Origin of the sequence: Nocardia sp. NBC_00881 (assembly GCF_045207455.1) — a bacterium.
In the GTDB taxonomy this organism is placed as follows: domain Bacteria; phylum Actinomycetota; class Actinomycetes; order Mycobacteriales; family Mycobacteriaceae; genus Nocardia.
Genome location: NZ_CP108798.1, coordinates 6,795,791 through 6,817,919, shown reverse-complemented (window position 1 = coordinate 6,817,919; position 22,129 = coordinate 6,795,791). Strand labels below are relative to the sequence as shown.

The window sequence follows — 22,129 nt, the reverse complement described above, 5'->3', positions numbered from 1 at the left end:
ATTCTGCTGGAACGCCACCCTTTCCGGTATCTCGGGAGCGTCCACGTCCACGTCGGTAGCTTCTGCCACAGCGCGCAGCAACCGGCCGAAGGCGGCCCGGTCCAACTCGGCCAGCGTCGCGTCGTCGTAGCCGTTGAACGGCGGAACCTTCGCGGCGTCGGCCTGCGCCAGGCCCATCCAGAATCTGCGCCGCAACCACTGGCCGTGCGACGTGCCCGACAGCACCGCCATCACCTTTTGAGCGGCAGCTGCCGGAATCGATTCCACCAGAAGGTGATATGCCGGGTTCGACTTCGTCACACCCCACTGCCGCAACGCCGCGGCCGCACCCGCGCAGAATTGCCGCAACACCATGCGATCAACCGCGCTGCGCGCCTCCGCACGCAGCCACGCCGCGACATCCCGCACGGTAGGGGCGGGCCGGTCCGGATCGAAGGCACGGTCGAAAACCTCCCGCACAACCTGCTCGACCAGCGCCCGGCGATCGGGTCGGTCACCCATTGCCACCGTCAGCCACGCACCGATCTCTGGGGCGAACCGCTGCCACAACTGTCTGCGCGCCGATCGGTCACCCGCACGCGCGGCCCGCAACAGCGCCACCGGGTCGTCCGACCCGGGCGTGCCCTCAACCTGTTCGATCTGGGCAACCGTGTTGTGATCCGCATCTTCACGTGCCCCACGCGTGGGAACTTCCGCAGGCGCACTCCCATCGGCGATGTCGGCATCGGCCACCTCGGTTTCGGCGGAGAGGTGTCCGAGTTCCGCGGCACCACGATCCGCGATATCGCTGCTTCTGGGCTGTGGCGGCGTGCCTTCCTTCATGGTCCGGAACTTGTCGGTCTGATGTCCGGCAGCGTCCGAGCCGGCGGCGAACCACACCGCGGGGTCGCGTCGTCCGCCCCGGAACGGATCCGCTACCGGGTTGAGCTCCCGCTCCCGCTCCGGGACCCCCAACGCATCCATCACCTCTGCCACATCCGGTGGCAGCCCAGCCAGCGGCCGGAACGCCCACGCACCCCGGTCGATTCCCGGCGTCACCGCCGCGAACGTCGCCGGATCCGACGGCGGGACAGGCTGCGTGGCCTGGGTGCCCCCATCACCTTGCGCGAGGGAGTCGTTTTCGCCGTCGTCGTATCGCCCGCGCTCGGGATCGATGGGTGGTGAACCGACCCTGCTGCCCGGTCTACGCCGACCCACCGGTATGAGGGTGTGGCCCTGGCCCGCGTTGATCAGCGCGGCATTGGCCAGTGCTTCGGTAGCTCGCCCCGTTTCCGGGTCGTAGCCCAGATAACCCTGATGCAACGGATGGACCCGGGCGTAACTCTCGGAGTTCGGGAACTCGGCGGGTATTCGCGTGCCGCCGAATGCTTCGGAAGCAGGATCCATGCCGAGGCCGAGCCACCGGATGAAGCGACTCCATGCGCCGGGCAGGTCCGCGCCGAACATGGTGACCAGATCACGCCACGAGGCGGCGACGAAGAAGTCGACACCGAACTCCTCGGCTTTCTGTACCGGACCCGCTCCCGGCGAGCCCGAGAAGGTGATCGAACGGACCAGGCCCTTCAACCTCCTGCGCATACCTGCGTAGCTGGTGGTCACCGTGCCGTAACTGTGCGCGTAGATCCGGTTGATCAGACGATCCGGCCCAGCGGTTCCGGCGAATTCCCTGGCGCCGTAGAACGCCGCGATGGCACCGAGCAACAGGTCGCCGCCCACACTCGCGAGGCGGCGGAAAGCGGCTTTTACGTAACCGGTGTTCAGCGGCCCGGTCGGCGCCTCGTATCCGATCCAGCTGATCGACGCCAACTCCAGCGACGGATCCACCCGCAGCGTCTCTTTATACAGGTTGTCCAGCGGCCGGAACTGGTAGGCCAGCGAGCGTAATGCCGTATCTGTACCCGGCACATGCCAGGTCACCGTCCGCGCCTTGTCCACTCTGCCGCGCGCGACCACAGCCGTCCCCTTGCCGTTGAAGGCTTTCGCGTCGTAGGCGAGGACCTGCACGGGCGGGTCGCCGGGTAGCTCCCCGGTCTTCAGTTCCAACGTTGCCAGTTGATTTCGGGTAAGGATCAGGTTGCGGAACTCCATGCGCTCGGCCTCGCTGAGTTCTGTCCGGAACCAGTGGAGGAACCGTCCGTCGGGTGGCCTGCGAGCGATGAACGCCTCCAGGTCGCGGGTGATCGACAGCCGGTTCGCCACGTCGCAGATCAAACGGCCGCGGATCGAAGCAAGAATTCCGGCATTGCCGATCTGGTGCGGGTAGACCCGGATCAACGCCTTCTGCGTGCGGCTCAGCTCACCCGGGTGAGCGGGGTCGCTCAGCGAGTGCCACCACTCGGCGTTCTCGGTTGCGCGGCGCCGTGCGGAGGACACGATGTAGCGGTTTCCCGGACGCTGCAACATATCCGCGTCGGCGAAGCCACCCGCACGCAAAGCCGCGTCGGCCATCCGCCGCTGTTCCTCGGTGAAACCGCGGTCCACCGGCAGCGCGTCCCCGAGATATCGGGGACGCCCATGCGCCTGCGCGGAGTCGGCGTCAGAATCATCACCCAGTACATCGTCATCGGGATCACCTGGCGTAGCGGGGGGCTGTGTTGTCTCGTTTCGTCCAACGCCCGGAACGGCACCGGGAGGGGTGTGAGTAGCCAGGAATCCCCTGCCCTGCAACCCTCGCTTCTCATGCGGCATCGTTTCCGGTGAAGCACCGTCGTTGCGGGTCGCGCGGCCAGGTGGGCCATCGAGAACGTCATCCCAGGTTCCCACGTATCCCTTTGACACGTCCTGGGATTCGATCGTCCCGCCGAACCCCTCACCACCCGAGTCTGGCCGCGGCCGCTGCGAACCCGCGCCGCCGGACGGGCCGCCCTGGGGTCGCCGAGGAGTCGGTGGGGGCGCGGCGCTGCCGCCGTCCTCGTCGTCGGGGCCGTCGTTCTCGTTACGGGTGGTGTAACGGTTTTCGGACGTATCGGTGTCGCCGAGTGGGGTGGGTTCGTCAGCCGGCATGACACCGTCACCGGATGACGACACCCCGACGTCATCCGGGTCACCCGCGTCGTCACGGTCGCGCCCTTCGGCGACGACGCCGGAGCGCGCATCCAGCCGGAATCCGAGCCGAGCGGCGGCTTCCTGCACCAACCGCCGAGTTTCCGCGCTCACCTTCGGGTCGTCGTTGAGCGCTCGCGAGACCGTGATCGGGTGCACCCCGAGTTCCCGAGCGACATCGGTGTGGGTCACCCGGCGCACCACGCCACTGTCGTAACGTCGGCGCAGCCGCGCGGGCAGCTGCTCGGCCAACCGCTCGGCGATGCGATACAACCTCCGCCGAGCGGTCAGCGGAGTACAGCCGAACTGTTTTGCTATTCTCGGGATCCGCTGCTGCTGGTCGAAGTACCGGTCGAAGTACTTCCGCTCCTCCTCGGACAGGGTCGCCAGCAGTGGTATCAGCGCAGACGACTCGTGGGTGTGGACTGCCTCGATCATTTTCAAGGCGGCATTGCCCTCGGGCACATCGGGTCCGAGCATCAGTTCGGCCAACCGGACCGCGGTGCGGTTCAACAACGCGGCAACCTCTTCCGGCGAAAGGTCCAGTTCCGCCGCGACATCGGTAAGCGCTGAGTCCTGCGCTATCAGCAGGTCGAAGCACCGCTGATGATCGGCATCCAGCCTGCCGTGCCAATGCCGCAGCACCTCCGGGAAGTCCCGCTGCAACCGTTGCACCAGCACCAGCGCATCCATCGGATGGGCCACCACATCGGCCGCCGGATCGGTAATCGTGAGCAGCGCGCGGGGATTCGCCTCGGCCGCCAGTTCCTCGGCCAGGTGGCGGACCGCGCGGCGCTCGGCCTCGCGCACCGTGTCCTCGTCGACCTCCCATGCCTCCGCGATGTCGGTGATCGAGCGGTGTTTCTCGAATCGCAGCACGATGGTCAATTGCTCGTCGCGGTCGAGCTGTCCGAACGCCCGCCGCCACGTGCGCTGGTTCACCCCGACCAGCACCCGGGCATCCAGGCCGGACGGGGCAATACGCTCGTGCAGCAGGAATGCGATCAGCACATCCCGGCAGTGCCGCGCAAACGTCCGCCGCCGAAATCCCATCCTGTTGGCTGTCGCCAACACCTGCTGTGCCAACGCGGGTCGCACATCCGGACCGCCACTGAGCGCGCGTTTGGCGATGTGCACGCTGGTCCCGGCCTGCTCGGCAACATCGGCTTCCATGATTTTTCGTTCGGCGCCGGCATCCAGATAATCTGAAAGCTGTTGTACAGATAGCTGTCCGGTCAGACTGCGCACCAGCCGATAGACCTGCGACTGGATCCGCCGCGGCGGTTCACCGAGGACAGCGGCCGCTTCCGGCCGGGACCGGCCAGCCACCAGTACCAGATCGAAATATGCCCGATCCTGGGGCGACAGCCGCGCACGCCACAGTGTCGCCAGATCCGAGTCCTGAAGCAGGATCTGCTGCGCCATCGCCACCGTCTGCTGCTCGGTGAGCGTCGGGTCCTCCATGCCGACGTTGTCCACCACCGGAATCCGCAGGGCCGGACCGGAATCGGCACGCTGCCCCCGTTCGGCGACGAGACCGGGTCGATACGGCTGCCGTCGCAGTGGGAATCCGAGGCGATCGGCTGCCATCCGCACCCGACGTCGCGTTTTCCCGCTCACCTGGGCGGCGTCGTCGAGCACCATCGTCACCCTGTGCGGCTGCACCCCGACTGCACGAGCGACATCCGATCGGGTCACCCGCCGCACATCGCTGTCCCGGTAGAGCTGCCGAAGCTCCGCGGGCAGAGCTTCGACCAGCGGGGCGGCGACGCGATACAACCTCCGCGCCACCGCCATCGGATGACTGCCATACAGGTCGGCGATCGCCGACATCCGCCAGTGTTGCACGACGTACAGATCGGCCCACTCCCGATCCACACCGGACAGCGTCGCGATCAGTGGCTCCACCACCGTCGGATCATGAGTGTGGATCGCCTCGATCATGGTCAATGCCGCCGTGCTGTCGGGGACAGTGGAGGCGAGCGCCAGGTCGGTCAACCGGACCGCCATGTGATTCAGCAGCGCCGCAACCGCTTCCGGCTGGCTGTCGAGTTCCGTCGCGGCATCGGCAAGCGACATGTCCTGGGCGATCAGCAAGTCGAAACACCGCTTCTGGCCGGGGCTGAGCCGGCCACGCCAATGCCGCAGCACCACTGGATAATCCCGCCACAACCGCCGCACCAGGGCCACCGCATCAACGGGATGAGCTACCAGACCGGCAGCCGGATCGGTAACCCCTCGCAGCAGTATGTGAGGCTTCGTTGCGGCAGTGAGCTCTTCCAGCAGCCGACGGATCGCGCGCCACTCCGCCTCCCGCACAGCGGTCTCGTCGACGCCCCAGGCCTGGGCGATCTCGGCGATCGAGCGGTGTTCGGTGAACCGCAGCGCGAGCACCAGCTGTTCATCCTGATCGAGTCGAGCGAGCACTTCGTGCAGTGTCTTGCGACGCACCCCGATCAATAGCCGTGCGTCCAAGCCAGTCAGGGCAATGCGCTCATACAGCAGGAAGGTGATCAGCAGGTCCCGCCGGTACCGGCCGAAGGTCGATCGCGGATACCCGAGGAGATCAGCTGCCGCTGTCACCTGCTGCGCGGTATCGAACGCCGAGAATCCACCGACCCGCACCAGATTGACGGTATACACACTCACTCCGGCCGCCTCGGCCACATCCGCCATCGTGACCCCATGGTCGGCGCCGGAGTCGATATATTCCGAAAGCTGTGCCACAGAGAGCTTTCCGACCAGATGACGCGCAATCCTTTTCGTGCGGTATTGGATCGGCAGCACCCCGGCGCCGGTCGTGTCAGCTATCTCGCTGGCAAACCACCCTTCGACGAAATACCGATCGACAATGTCCCGCGCATGAGGCGACAGCTCCGAAATCCACAGGGTCATCAGGTCCGGATCACGAATCGGTATCTGCCGCAACAATGCCAACTCCTGCTGATGGCTCAGGAACGGACGGCCCTGCAACAGATTCGCCAATGACTCGGCGATATCGGTCTGCCGGTGTCCGACAACACTGCTGATGGCGCCCAGTCGTTTCGCCACTGCGGCTACCGGCATCTCGTCCAGGAACAACCATGCGGCGAGTTCGCGATCCTGTTCGGGAAGACCGGGAATCGCCTCCCGCACATCGTCCTTGCGCGCCGCGCGGACAAACGCCAGCGCCTCGCCGACAGCCGGAGTCGGGAACAGCGCATCGGCCGGATCCACCACCGGGATCGGCATGTCCTGCGCGATGTGGCGGTCGTGGCTCCGGTCGACAACAAGGCCGGGCCGAGGCCGTTCCTCGGGTCGATATCCGAGCCGGTCGGCTTCTTCCCGTACTCGCCGCTGGATTTCCCGGCTCACTCGGTTGGGGTTGGCGAACGTCGTCCAAACCGTCCACACATCCACCCCGACCGCTCTGGCGACATCGGTTTGGGTCACTATACGCAGTCCCTCGCCCTCCCCGTACCGCTGGTGCAGATCCGCGGGAACCCGCGGTGCCAGGCGCAAGGCAAGGCGGCACAGCTTCGGATACACGACGTTTGGCGCCACGCCATACAGGTCCGTTATGTGCGGTTCCCGCCAATGCTGCACGAAGTACAGGTCGAACCACTCGCGATCGCGTCCGGCAAGCAGCTCCGTCACCAACGGCTCCAGCACCATCGATTCGTGATCCTGGACCGCCTCGAGGAATTTCACCGCCACGGTGCCTGCGGTCGGCGCGCGGCGGGTCGGCGCGCGCCTGAAGGCCGGCTCAGGCAACCGCGCGGCAACCGCTCGGATCGTACTGTGCAGCTGCAGCCGGACGGTGTGCTCATCGGAATCCATGGCGGCCGCGATATCCCGCAATGACTGCCCCATGAACCACCGCACGAGGTGTCCCCGCCGATAGGACCCGAGCTGTTCGACGATTCCGGCCAACTCCGGGAGATGAGTCCGCTTGGCGGCGCGGATCTTCGCCACCTCCGCGACCACCTTTGGCAGTTCTACGTACAGCTCACCGCCCTGGGCCAAGGCCTCGGCCAGTTCCTGACCGTGTGCGGTGAGCGTCGCCGTCAACGCCGGTCCCTGGCCACTTTCGCCGAGCAACGCCGTATGCAACTGTCTGCGCGCCTCGGCAATACGCTCCCGGACCTGCTCCGCGGTGATGCCGAGCACCAGGGCCGATTCCTGCTCGGCCAACCCCTCGATGTCGATGAGCTGCAGCACCACACGCAGATTCGCCGGCAACGCACCCAGCGCCCGACCGACTGGTGAGTCGTCCGGCAACGCCGGTCCCTGCCCACTTTCGCCGAGCACCGCCGTATGCAACTGTCTGCGCGCCTCCGCAATACGCTCCCGGACCTGCTCCGCAGTGATGCCGAGCACCAGCGCCGACCCCTGCTCGACCAACCCCTGGATCTCGATGAGCTGCCGCAACGCACCAAGCGCCCGACCGACTGGTGAGTCGTCCGACAGCGCCTCGTCCGCGGTCTGCCCGGTCGACAGCTCACCGTCGAACCGAGGATCGCGATGGGCTCGAGTGTTGTCCAGCTGTTCCGCATCGTCTTTGGTGATCTGCCGACCGGCCCGACGAAGCTCGTGCTTGACCTCGTTGCCCACTGCGGCAGTCAGATAGGCGCGAAAGCTCCCGCTCAGCACCTCGCCACGACTGAGCCTGGAGAAGATATTGGTGAAGGTCTCGGCGACGATGTCTTCGGCTTCGCTCCAGCTATTCAGCATGTTCCGTGCCACCACCACCGCGTACCGTTCGTGCCTCCGGTACAGCTCCTCGAATGCCGTGAGATCGCCGGCGGCAACCCGTGCGACCAGTTCGGCATCGCGCGCGTCCTCCCCGTGCTCGGGTGAGTCCCGAAGTACGTCGACGAGTGCATCGTCATCGGGATCACCTGGCGAAGCGGTGGGCGGTGGCGTCTCGCCTCGTCCAACGCCCGGAACATCACCGGGAGGGGTGTGAGTAGCCAGGAATCCCCTGCCCTGCAACCCTCGCTGCACATACGGCATCGTTTCAAGCGAAGCAATATCGTTGCGGGTCGCGCGGCCGGGTGCAGCGTCGAGGACGTCGTCCCAGGTGCCCACGTATCCCTTCGGCGCGTCCTGGGATTCGGCCGTCCCGGCGAGCCGCTCACCACTCGAATTCCGCTGCGGAACCGGCGTACCCGCGCCGCCGGACGGGCCGCGCTCGGGTTGCCGGGGAGTGGGTGGGGGCTGCGGAACCGGCTCGCCGCCGCTGTCGGTCGCCGTGCCTGCCAGGATCGCGGGGGGCGTGGCCTGGAAGTGGTTGCGGAACCGGTCGATGAAAGCTCGGAAGAGCGTCTCCACATCAGCGTCCATGCCGATGACGGTGTCGTCGACAACTTGGACACCGGCGATCCGCATGCCCTGCAGGATCTCGTACAGCGAGTGGTGGTAGGGAAGCATGAACGCCGTCGTCGCGGCGACGAAGTCGAGGAGGGGCGTGAGCGGCTTCAGCCACGAGAAGCGGGCCATCATTCGGGCAGCACTCCCCGCGATTCCGGCAGACACCGGGACGTCGCGCCCGGCGACCTGCTGGAACCATTCTGTGCCGGTGTCGGCTTCGACCAGCGCCGCCCCCGGCCGCCACGGCAATTCCACGGCGTACCGGTTGGTGTCGACACTCGACGCCTGTGCGGCGTCGATGATGCCCGCGTCGTGGAAGACCGTGACACCGTCTACGACGGCATTGCCGGCATCGTCGTGCCTACGCCGCCCCTGCTCGTCGTAGGCGTAGTGCACTACGACGTACTCGACGGTGCGGTCCGCTGCACCCAGCTCGAACTCGAGGGCCGCTTCGTCGACCCGGCCACGAGGGTCACGCGGCAGCGACCGCCTGGGGTCGAGCTTGCGCTTGCGCAACAGGCGCAATTCCGGAATCGCCTCGAGTTCCCGGTGCGACAAAGGCATGCCGAGCGAAGCCCAGTCCTGCATCGTGAGGTGCCTGCGTCGCTGGCTGCGCGGCGAACGGTTCGGGGTGATCTCGAACCGATTCTCGTAGTGAACGAGCGCCTGCGCCGCTGTGGCGTCCCGGTGCGCACTATGGCCGACCTGCCGAATATCGAATCCGGTGATCGGCTCGCCGGGTTTTTCGGTCAGCACCGACTCGCGCACGGCCGTCAGTGCCGCGACGTCCAACCCGATCTCGTCGGCCCGTGCCTCCCATCCCGGCTGATTCAGCAGGGCGGCGATACCCTCATCCAGCGTCGTGTGCGCTCGGCCGTCGACGACCTCGGCGTTGCGGATCATCGCATTGAGCACGGCGCACATGATCTCGCGGAGATTTCCGTTGCGCCGCAGCTCCTCCAATGGCACCGACGGCAACACCATGCCGCCCCACAGGGTGTTCTCGTTCGCGTAGAAAGCGGCGTCGATCTCCTCCGGTGTCGCCTGCGGGTGCAATGCCGTCAACACCTCGCGCAACCGATCCAACATAGCGATGGCCGCATGCGTGCTTTCCGGCCTGTCGTAGAACCATCGGGTGAGCGCCAGCTCCACTTCCATGCGCCACAGCCGCCAACCCCGTTTCGGTCCGGTCCGGTTCGATTCGAGCGGGTCGGTAGCTTCGGGTGCGCGGGCGGATTCCGAGCCCTCGAGGTGAGCTGCGGATCGGTGGTGTTCCGAATGTGGCGGATTCGGGTTCTCCCGGTGGACGGTCTCTCCAGGCTGCTCTTCGGGCGGGGTGGTTTCGCTTGTCGCCGAAACGTTTTTGACGAGGCGGCCAGGTGCAGCCGGCGCAGCATCGTCTTCTCCAGTGGGATGTACGGGTCCTTCTGGCTTACTGAACCGCACATCGACCTCGGTGAATTCACCGTAGGAGCGAGTACCTTCTATTACCCGCTCACCATCCTGGCCTTTGAGAGTGACGAATCGAACTCGGGTATAACCGTATTCGGCCGCCATCTTGGCGGTGAAGGTGTTCCGGACCGCGTCTTCGGGGGACAGGAACAGGTCCTGCATGAAGGCATTGAAAGATTCGAGGTCGTCCCCCAGCCATTCGTGCTCGTTCTCGGCAGTCACCTCATGTGGGCGAACCAATTTGTTCCCGCGATTGTAGAAACTCCAATGCCCACGGATCTCGTGCACCGGACGAGGAATGGAATTCATGAGCTCGCGAAACATCACATGCCCTGGCGGCGTTCCGGGACCGGCCTTTATAGAGACACGAAGAACACCGTCATCGATATGCGCTGTGACTCCGTAATGCACTGTCTCATACGAGTTCCAATAATCGGAGACTTGCTGGATCGGAAAATCCGTCCACATATCATCCGGCGTCAAGAGCGGCATCGCTGCCGGCGGCGCGCCGTACGTCCACAGCAATTCCTGCAGGTAGGGGTGGTCGAGCGAGCCGGGGTCCGGAGCCGATTGGCGCGCCAGCTGGACAGTTTCCTCGAGCGCTTCGCTGAGCTCTGCGTTATATATGAGTCGGCCGGCTGCGGCCTCGCTCATTCGTTGCCCTTGCAAACCGTCCGGCAGGGTGCGATCAATGTCGGCGAGTTCGTCGCGCAGTAGGCGCATCTCGCGTGCGGCAGCGCGCGGTGCCCAGTGGCCGGGCACGCGGCGCTCGAGGTCGTCCAGCACGTCGGTTGCCTTCTCGAAGCACACGAGCCCGGCTTGGTACAAACTCGTTTGAATCGTGTAGTGCATTCCACCGAGAACCAGGCTCGACAGGTAGGGCGCGGCCAGAGCGCCGGAATGCTCCTGGAACTGCTGCCGCGCAAGCGCGTATGCCACCTGTTGACCGAGCATGCTTTGGCAAAGCTCGACGAGCACTGGGCTGAACTGCGCTGTCGATCTCATTCGTAGAAAGTTGTCGGCCGATACGGACCGGGATTGGTACTTTCGTCCCATATCCTCGAATCGCGACATCGCTTCTTCGATGCTGGCAATCAAGCGTTGTCGGCGCTGGTCATCCATGGTGTGGCCGCGGCCGGAGATGGCTTCTCGTGCCTCATGTGCTGCTTCGGCGACGCGCACCAGGCTACGATGAATTTCCCAGAACGGCACCGGAAACCCGTGCAGCGGATGGGGCGCAGCGTAGGGGTCGCCGAGGGCGCCGATACTGTCGACCACCATCTTCGCGCTGATCCACATCTCATGGGCAACCGGTCGCCACCCTGCCAGGGTGAACACGATCTCCGACAATGTTTCGTTGTTGAGAATTCCCAAGTCGACCCGAAGTTCGCCGAGATAAAAGAGTAGGCCGTCGAGGTTGTATCCCAAGCGGGCGATCACCGCGTTCAGAATCCGTGCCGCGTCGGTCAGCTCGGTGACCGATCGAGGCGTGCCGCCGTAGAACGCCGCCAGGTTTTCCGAGACTTTGTCTCGCATCTCGGCCATGAGTGGCCGGGCTGCATGGAAGGGCAGGGCAGCGGCCCACTCGTCGAGTTCCTGGTACCGGGCGGTGGCGAGGTCCGGTATCTCGATTTCGTCTCGCACCGGCATCGCGCGATCGATATCCGCCGGCTCCTCGGTGGGGGGCGCCGTAGCACGGTCGCCGGAGCCGGTCCACTGTGCTGGTGGCGGACCCCAGACTCCGAGGGCTCGGAAGATCTGGTTACTGCTCAGATCCGCGCTCTCGCCCCAAGCCGGTCTGGCCGTCGCGAAGGCGCCACGCAATTCCTTGGTTACGAATTGTATCTGCGCCGGAGTAAGCAGTCCGGCCTCGGCGGCACGCGCCAGGCGGATGATGTCGTGAACGATTCTCTGAATCTCCAGGAACAGGAAATACAGATCCCACACGTTCGGTGGCACCGACATTTTCTGTCGTAAATGGTCGGTGGCGGGTCCGGATCCGGTGAGGTGATACATGCGGACGAAGTCGAGAATCGGGTCTCCTGGCCTCGCCAGCTCCCAGTCCACTGCGGCTACCCCTGTCCGCGACGGGGCACGGAGGCGGAGCAGGTTCTTGAAATGCGCGTCGAAATGTATGAGGGCGAACGGTGCGTAGAATTCCGACTGCATAATGCCCGAATTGATCAACCGGACAACAGGCGCGAAGGGCTCTGCCGGAATTCCGAGCATGGTGAGACACTCACCGAGTTCGGGGAGAGCCGCCGCGAGGTTGGCCATCTCCTCGGCGACGAGTTCGTCGACGAACCTCCGGCGATCACCAATGCCCATGAACGTCTGCTCGTGTAGCTCGGTGAACAGTTCCACCACCTCGTCGATCATGGCCCCCGTGGTCTCCTGGTCCGCGGATTCCAGGAGGCCGGCAATCTGATCGCCGTCCAGGAACTCCATGAGGAGCACCTCATCGATCCGGCGGCCGTCGGGCATCTCGACGTCGTAGTACACATGGTATATCCGCGGCACACCTTGCTGACCTTGCTCGGCGAGCTGCTTGTACACTCGCCATTCGACGATCTTATTTTTGTCCAGATTGTCGGCCGCAGGCGCTGGAAAGCGCACCAAAAATTGCGGTTTCCCGGCTACGTAGCCGACCGGAACATTCTGATTCTTACTCCCTGCCAGTGCTCTCGACAGACCGCGCTTACCTTCCTCGAGTAGCGACTCGGCCGCCCATTCAGGCAAAGACCACCCCTTCGTTCCACCGAGATATTTGAGTTGATCGAACCGAGAGCGAGGAGTTACAGGGCTTTCGAATTCCTGTTCGGAATGGTTCTCCGGACGGGAGTCACTGTCGTTGTCAGCGGCGGCGGTAGCGGTAGCGGTAGCGGTAGCGGTAGCGGTAGCGGTAGCGGTAGCGGTAGCGGTAGCGGTAGCGGTAGCAGCCAATGTTGTCGCCAGCCGACGGAGTGCGCGACGCTCGACCATCCGTGGGGATTCCTCGAGATGCAGCCTCTGCGCGGCCTCCGGGCGCGTCAGCCCGTCCCAGAACCGCGCCATGAGGTAATCCCGCTCGGCGTCGGGAAGGGCGGCGATGCCGTTGTCCACTTCCTGCCTGGTTCGTCCGGGGGCCAGTGCTCGAGCCAGCGGATCGGACGCGTCGACCTTCACGAATTCGATCAAGGTCACCAGCATCGACTGCCGGAACCGTTCGTGCCTGACGTGTTCGACCGCGCGATTCCGGGCGTCGGCGATGAGTGCTTCCGGGTCGTGATCGCCCTCTTGCCCGAGCACTTCCCTGGTGATGTCGTCGGCAACCTGGGTGGAACCGCCGACCTCGCCTTGCACTATTCGCCGTATCGTCTGCTGCAGCGACTCCGAGGATGTCTCACCCGCACCGGTGGCATCGGCCTGGGCGGTGTCCTCGTCGGCGTCAGGCGAACCGTCCGGCGGCGGCGTATCGGGGAGCGGAGCGTCCAGGGGAGTATCGGCAGCTGTGGTGCTGTCTTGCACTTGTTGTCGGTCGAGGGAATGTGCCAGCTTCTTGGGGGTTAATATCTCCGAGCTGTCGATCGTCGATGCGGTGGGCGCAGGTTCTCCAGGTGTCGCTTCCGCCGGTTGCGAGGCGGGTGCCGCGGGTGTGGTGACGAGGATCTCGGGTATGGGGAAGTGGATCGGCGCGAACGAGTCCATGGCGCGCCATTCGTCATTCGGCCGTGGATTGAACCACCCGCGCAAAGCGGGGTCGGTATCGCGCAACCCATCGGCGATCGGCCCCGACTCGGCGAGGAATTCCGCCAACTCGCTCGCCACCTGCCGGAGTCTCTCCGCGTTTCGGGGGTCCGGTGCCGCTGCGGCGAGTGCCTCCAGACGCTCTAGAGCAACGTAGTCCGCGGCAACGCTACGGACAGTTTCCGAATCGGCGCCGAGTGGTGATCCATATCGCCGGTACAGGAGGTACTCGGGGACTGACAATTCGAATTTCTCCGGATATCCCGCAGTGTTGGTCACCTGCAGCGGTCCCAGGAATGCCAGTGGCTCACCCCACGGCAGGAAGGTAGCGAATGCGTTCAGGAGCGGGGCAACTGCCGGGTCGGCGGCGATATCGGGAGGCATGAGGTATGCCCATTCCAGGTGAGTTGTCGCAGCACCGCTCGCTTGCGTCGGCCAGAAGAATTGATGGCGACGGTGTTTTTCGAACAACTGGTACATGCACAGCCATTTCACGGCGTATACGGCGTCCGCATACGCAGCATTGAACTCGGCCGACGTGATATCGACGGCAGTGGCGCTGTCGGCGGCCGCCTCTACATCTGGAGTGGAGGTGCTGGCTGGCCGCTCGGAAGGCCCGCTTCTGTGCGTGGGTGTCGGCCCCGGCACCGGTTGTGCCCTCGGCCGGATGTATCGGACTACACCGGGCTGGTCACCCAGATCGTCGCGGACTTCGATCACCCTGTTCGGGAAGCGTGCGTGCAGAGCGGTATCAATCTTGCTCCGCAGGTTGTCGAGGTGTGGGATGTCGGCGTCCGGATGTTCGAGCACGATCCACGCGAAGGGCTGCCCGTGCGGATCGGCGCCGTACTCGATCCGGCAGTCCACTGGAGGAGCATCGGTGTCGATATCGATCGTGAACGGTCGAGAACCATACGGTTTCAGACTGGTGAGCTCTCCGACCATAGGGACCACAATCCGAGTTTCGTCGGCATGCAGTAACAGACGATCCGACCGGAACTCCGCGCTGGTTACCACCCCCCTTACCGCAGAAGGACCCTGTCCGTCCCAGCCCTCGACCATGGTCGAGTCGATGACTATCTCGACGGACATAGCGCCGTCGAAGCCGTTATGGGTGTCCGGTTCGTCATCGATCGGGTGATGCAGTTCGAACCATGTGGACTTCCGGGCGCCGTCGTCCAGGACAGTGGTGCCGTAATCATCCGCGAAGACTTTGAGCGCCGTTGTCGGGCCCTGTTCCGTTTCGGTGTCGGAGCCGCCGTTCCGCGGGTCGACAGTGGTGTCGTTGATCACCTCGAAACGTGTCTTGCGTATGCCCTGCGTGTCCGTTGCCGTGATGACGGCTTCGATCTTGCCGAGAGGTTGCGCCCGCGACTGCGCCACCAACTGTGTGAACAGCAGGTTCGCTTTGCCGATCTGCTCGTCGACGAGCCAGGTGAACTCGCCCAGCAGCTCCAGCATTCGATCGCGTGCCGGATGGGCGGCAACAACTCGTTTGTCTACGCCTGCGGCTGTGCCATCAGCCTCATCTCCTTCGCGAATGACGAACTGTCTGCGGATATGGGGCGAGGGCGCAGCGCCACCGCCGTCCGCACTGTCGGGTTCTGTGGGGTGTTCAGTCGAGGTGTCGGCGGGGGTAGTCGTGTCCTCGGTGGGGTTTGATTGCTGTCCTTCTCGTTCGGGGAAGGGGACAGCTGGGCTTTCGTCGCTGTTGCGGTCTTCGGGGTGGTGGAAGAAGACTGCTTCGCCGAGTCCGGCGTATCCGGATTCGCCGGCGAATCGGCCGCGGAGTTTGTGTCGTGCTGGACGATCGAGCATCGGATCGCTGTGCTCGTGGTAGCCGACCTCCGGGCCCGGCACAGATCCAGCGGCACCCGGCGCTGCCGGTGGTCTCGCGCCGTGGCCGGCCGTAGGTGTACCGGAACTGCGTGCATTCGACTCGGACGCCTGGTCCAGATCCTGATGTGCTGCTTCGACGTTCGTCTCGCCTGCGGACACGGGCCTCGGGTTCTCATCGCGGGGATCCGCCACCACCCCGCCGCCTTCGGTCACCAGCCCGAGGCCGTCGATCACCTCGCCCGAGGACCGGGCAGTGTCGGCGTCCTGGCGGATCACCGTGTTCGCGTCGGTGGTGCCGAATGCCGTGCCGAGATCGGTGTCGGTACGCAGCCACCGCAGCCGATCGGACTCGCCGCGAGCGGTTGGGGGGATGTCGAGGAGGAGTTTGCCCACGCGTATCGCCGCCACCGCGTTACCCGCTCGATTACCGGCGCCGAGCTTGCTGTTGCCACGAAGCAAGACGCCCTTGACGATAGACACCGACTCGCCCAGCTCGACCGCGATCTCTTCGTCCGACCTGCCTCGTGCGACAAGACCGAGGGCCGCGATTTCGCGCGCGTCCAGCTCGCCCCAGATGCGACGGCGGGTGCCCGCGAGGGGGAGATCGCCCGCGCGTATCGCCCCCACCGCCATTCCTGCTCGGCCACCGATACCGAGTTTTTTGCCGATGCGGACCACGTGTGTCTTCACGGTGTCCACTGACAGTCCCAGTTCTTCGGCGATCTGTGGGTTCGACATGCCCTCAGCTACCAGGCTGAGCACTCCGACCTCGCGGTCGCTCAGCCCGCCGGTCGGCGGCTGCTTCGCACGGACCAGTTCGGCCAACTCGCGGATCGCGTCGTGCTCGAAGGGGTTCAGATCTCGACCGCCTTGTACAGCATTCATCGCCTCGGTAATGACCTGCTGTCGGCTGGGGTCCAATCGGCCGAGAACAGCTTGCAAATCCGATTCGGCCACCCGCGCCAACGCCAGTCTCGCCGACGCGGACTCCGCGATCCCCAAGCTGGAAAGAAAGACCGTCATCAGTGCCAGTCGCTGCCGGTACCGCGCGAATTCGTGATCGTTCTCCGGTATCCCGCTGTATCGCGCCACGTCCACCAACAGAGCCCGGTCGACGGCCCCGAGTCTGCCGACGACGTCTCCCACAAGCGCACTCGCGGCAGCCTCGGAAACTCCCAGCGCCGCCGCGATTGCCTGGTCCGTCTTACCCTCCCCGACCAGGCCGAGCACCTCGCCCGCACGCTCAGACAACCCACGACTCGGCGATTCCGACGCTGAGTCGTTCAGCTCGGGCGCCGACGGCTGCGGCTTCTCGCCCTCCGGCGTGTCCAGGTCGTGTGGTCCACGGAGGTCCAGGGATATCGCCGGTTCGGGGCGCTGTTCCTGAACGGAATCCTCGCGCTCGAGCACCCACTCGCGAATCGTCTCGGGAGGCGCATCGCGGCGAGGCTCGTCGACCAGCCCCGCGAGACGTTCATCGACAAACCGGCGCCTCCATCGGAACACGGTGGACGGATTGAGCCGCAGATCGGCGGCGACCTGTTTGATCGACGCCCCCGTGGCGCAGGCGAGCACGATCTTGGACCGCAACGCCAACGCCCGCGACGTCTTCGCTCGCCGCGCCCAGCGCGTCAACTGCTCCCGCTCCTCGTCGGTCAACACCAGCTCGGGCAGGTACGTCTTGGTCACAGTCTTGGTGCGGCCGCCGCGCCTCTCGGCCTCGGCGGGAACTCCTGCCAACTTGTGCAGGGCGTTGAACTCCAACGGACGGAGCGCGTCCACGCCGAGCTTCATCGCCCGCGCGGCCTGCTCGACCGGCAACTCTTCGGCCTGCCCGAACCGCAGCATGATGCACTTGTACTGGGCAGGCGTGAGCTCGTCCAACCGCTGCCGCAACTCCCGTCTGCCCAGCCCAGCCAGCGCCCGGCCATGACGCCCGACACGCACCTTTTCCGGCAACTCCCGCAATACCCTGCCCCGCAACCGCGCCGATTCCACATGACCGCGGGTCAGCTCCCCGACAACAACACCCAACCGCTGCCCCACCCCGTCCACACCACTCGAATCGAGCTCGCGACCCACCATCGCCAACCCCTCCGCGGTGACATCGCGAGCCAAACGATCCTGCTGATCCTGGTCAAGGTCAACACGCCACTGCTCCACCAGCCGCTTCACCTCAGCCGACACCCGCACCAACACCGCCTTCGCATAACGCGCGCGCAGCTGCGAGCCGACATCCTCAGGCTCGCCCGCCTCATCCGGCCCAAACGTCGGAGCATCGGAACTGCTTGCCGCCGAATCCGGTTCGCCGGCGGTGGCAGCTGTGCGTGTGGGCGACGAGTCGCTCCGAACATCGGCATCGGGCGCGAGCACGGTCCACTCGACGCGCTGTTCGTCGGCGGAGAGACCGCGCGCATCGTCGTCCAGGGAATCAGCGGCGGGGGCTTCGACTGAACGTTGTTCCGTCGTCGCGCTGCGAGTTTCGCGGTCGAAGTGTGCCTGCCACTCCTCATCGGACTCGCTGTCCGGCACCGGGTATTCCGCTGCCTCCAGGTCCGCGAGCCAGTGTGACAGGCTGTCCAGATACTCGTCGGTCGATCCCGGGAAGGTGCCGCCGAGCTCTTCGGCGCTCTGTGCGCGCAGGTGAAGTGCGTTCAGCCTCTCGAGAGTATCGAGATAATAACGCATCTCCGAATCGGAATCGTCGGGATACTGCTGTTTCAATCCTTCGATGGCTTGGCGCCAGTTCTGATGCGTCCAGATATCACGAGGACTGTCGAGGCCGACGATGCCCGCCAGCTCGTCACGGAACTTTTCCAGAGTCCGCACAGCATCGCCCATGGTCGGTGGCGCGATATTCTCCACCGCCTGTTCTTCGATTCTGGCGAGGATGGCCAGCTCGTCCAGGTACGCGGACTGTCCACCCAAACGGGTGAATTCCGATTCAGAGGTGATCGTTCGTTGCCGAATCGCCTGAATTTCCGCAAGCGAGAAACGGTGCCGAACCCACTCCAGCCTACCGTCCCGTACTGTTGAGAAATGCGCTGAGTAACCACCTGGCGGCCAGGCATTCGTGAATCCCCTACGGTTTCCGAGGGGTATCAAATGGAAGCTTCTATGGATCCTGAGGTTGCCATCCGCGTGTCGATCAGGCATTCGAATAAGATTGTCAGCCAAACCTATACGCTGTGCTGCCGGAGTGTGGAAGTAGAGTGAATACTCAGGCGCGTCGGAGTCCATGGCCGCTCCATGCACATACTCCATGAGGACGACACGTTTATTGGCTCGAAGCCAGTCCGGGGTTCGCGTTCCGGCATTTCTGTGAGTCAGCAGAGAAAGCTCGACGGAATTAGCCTCTTCCGCATTCCGACATGTCTTCTCGATTGCCACGAAACGGTTGTTGTAGGTGTTGACATATACGCTTTCGAACGTCGTGTCATACCCCGAGATGCCAGGGATGAGCTCACGTTCGCGGATGCCCGAATTGATCGCCTCGATCAGCTTTTCCCGGAAGGGCCGGTCGTCGGCGAGTCTGTTGACCCATTCGATTTCGTCGCTGTTCGTGCAGAACCCGTACTCGGGCTCTTCCGCTCGCTCCTCGCGAATACCGGATATCGACTCGACGGTCACCTGCCCGTCCTCGCCGACCAGCACCTGCCGATACTCGATCGGGATACCCGCACCAGCTGCGTGCTCCCTGAGCCCCGGCAACCTTCTGTCCAGCAGAGCTTGTTGGCCGTGCAACGGCGATACAACCAGGATGCCCTCGCCCGGCACGACACCGGCACCCTCGATCACGCGCCCGCGGTTGTCGAGAATCGCGTGCGCACCCTTCGCCGCGAGCATTCGGCGGGCCATCACCATCGCCAATGCCGTGCGCACGTCGTGCACATATCGGCGGGCACTGCCGATGTGCGGTTTCAGCCGCTGGAAATGCTCGAGGACCTCGGGAATCGCTTCCAGGTCAGCCAACGTGCGGACCGCCTCTTCATCGACCACCAGCCGGCGCAGCACGGCAGAGAACCGACTTCGTTGCCAATCCTGTAGACCTTGGATCGCCTCTTCGATCTCCGCGGCGTCCTTGCGGTGCAGACGCTCGGTTCCCAAGCCGAGATCCCGAATCGGTCGCAGCGCTTCGGCTGCCACCTCTTCGGCTTCAGTCTCGGCGATCGCGAGTATGCGGCGCAGATTCGAGGGCAACTCACCGGCTACGCCGGTCGCTGTCTCCGGCTGGTTCGGCGCCGGAGAGTGCGCGGCATTCCCCGCAGCGAAAACGGCGACCACGTCGGATATCGGATCGCTGGGCGTGCCGGTGCCGGTGCCGGATCCGTCCCGGGTACTGCTCGGTTGCCCGGTGGGCGTGCCTTCGGGCGCTTCGGATCCGTCTGGTGTGGGGGCAGTCGGTTCAGGTGGACTACTCGGGACGGGCGCTCCGCTCGACCCGAGATCTTCCCCGGCACCCCGCTGCTGGACAGTCTGCGTACTCGGATCGTCCGCTGGCTCGTAGGCCTCGCCTCCACCAGATTCCCGCTGCTCAGCAGAATCCCCGTCCCGAACCGCTCCGGCTCCACCCGTAGGACCGCTCGTGATCGGTCCCGGTTGTGGTGCGACAGTACCGCCACTGCCGTCATCGTCCTCGTCATCGTCGCGGTTCTCGGGATATAGCTCGAGCAACTCATCGATATCGGTGCGAACGGCTTCGAGGTCGCGGCGAACCGGTGCATCGGTCGGCTCACTCGTGTCCGGCGCGCCGGGCACCCCCAGAGCAGAGTCGATGATGTCAAGGGCGCCCTGAGCGTCGACCGGATTCGCTCTGCGAGTCGGCCCGCCCGCCGGAGCCGACCCACCGCGGTCGCCTTCGACGACGGCGGCCGAGGGCACGTCGAACGCGACCCACGTGATCGTGCCGTGACCCCATGACTCCATACCTGCCCTGGCGGCGCCCCCAGGACCGATCAGATCCTGGACTCGCCAACCCTCCACCGGCGTTCGCGCATGCCGATCGGCCACCGCCACTCGACATTCCCAGCCTCGCGCCCCCATCGAGACGGCCACCGAGACCACACCATCCCGACCCGGACCCACCAGCAGCTCGTCGACCAACGTTTTGACCAGCGTCCTGGCCCGGAAAATCATGCCCCCGTGCAACACTCGCCTGACCAGCGCGTCCGTCGCCCGCGACACCGCAGTCCGATCCACACCCGCATTGGCGGCGACAAGCCACTCCGCCCGCGAATACGCATCGGTCCCGCCGAATATGTCACTCGCGTTCACCGCCGGCTCGACCCCGACAGACCAGTACAGATCGACCAGCCACCGGTTGCGGAAGAACTGCATCGCCGCACTGGAACTCGGGTCCGACTGCACCGTCCGCTGGAAGAGCTCGACCAGCGCCGGGAAATCATCCGGACGGCGACCCACAGCATCGACCCTGATCGTCAGGATCTTGCTGCCCGGCTCCCCGGACACCACCACGCTCAACCGCCACGGCCGATCCGTGCGACTCCCGACCAACACTGTGCGCAGCTGCCGCGATACCACCAAATCAGCCGCGTCGAGTTGGTCCGCATCGGTCCATCCGTGCCGCACCATCTCGCCACGAGCTCGCCGAGCCACCTCGTCGACCGCCGCGTCGACAACGTGTCCTTCCTCGATAGACCATGAGCTGTCGAGCAATCCCGACGACCGGAACACGGTCGATACGGTCGGCCGCGCCCCAGTGCTGTCATCGACCTCGGCGGCTTCCAAAGTCAACAGGCCCGACCGGGTGATTGCCGCCGTCAGGGTCACGTCCCGGTGCCCGTCATGGCTCGCGGTACGCGCGATGTTCTCCGCCGATGTCGCTGCGTTGGATCTGTCAGCGACTCGACGCGGACCACCGTGAGCGTCGATGAGTTGCTCGACCATCCGGCGGGCCTTCATCGCCGCCTGCCGGCGCGGACCGAGAGGCAGGATCTGGGATTCCGTGACCGGGTCGTCGCCACCGACACGGCCGGCCACGCTCACCGCGTCGTCGAGTCGCTCGAAAGTGCACACGACCCGTCGCCGTCGGGTGTCGAACCGCGACTCGACTTGCCACGTCGTAGCCCCGGTCTCCAACACCCGTACCAGCTCCGGCGGCAGTTCGACGCTGCCGTGGTGTTCCACGATCACCTGCAGCCCGAGCTCATGCACCTCGACCGTCACGTTCGTATTCCCGCGCCGCATCGCGTCGGTCATCACTTCGCCCACCGTGTCGGCCACAGCATCTCGCGCGGCGGCCGGCCACGCGGGCAACGCTTCCTCGATCGCGCGCCGAGTCGCGGACCGGCCCGCGGCCGAATCGCTCTCGCCGAGATGCAGAATCCGCGGCGCGCCTGCGCTCGGCGGCTCGCCGACGTCCGCGGCGTCGCTCTGATCCGAATCCTGCGGCGGCGCAACAGGGTAACGCTCGACTACGTTCAACCGGACCTGCCCGGGCGCCACCTCGACGGCCGTCAACGCCAGGTCACCGGGGGACTGTCCGAGCGATGCGACCGCCAGCCGATCCGCGCACCGTTGGGTCGCCAACCGCAGCTCACCGCGCAAACCTCGGGGGATCGGGTCGGTGACCACGGACTCATCCCGGTCGGCGGTGCCGATGTGGCGCTCGCTCAGCCCTCGGTGGTTATCCTCCACTGCCGCTGTCGGGCCTGACGCTCCTGCGGCGGTGTCGGTGTCGGTGTCGCGATCGGCCATG

1 protein-coding gene (only partly in view) is annotated in these 22,129 nt (G+C 65.2%); it reads right to left on the bottom strand.

Every position in this 22,129-nt window falls within one protein-coding gene, locus tag OH799_RS28730, for a GNAT family N-acetyltransferase (protein WP_406270362.1), read on the bottom strand. The gene is 177,828 nt long; 23,712 of those nucleotides lie to the left of the window and 131,987 to its right, leaving coding positions 131,988–154,116 in view — codons 43,996 (partial) to 51,372 (complete); reading right to left, the first codon wholly in view occupies positions 22,126–22,128. Both codon boundaries (start and stop) fall beyond the window edges.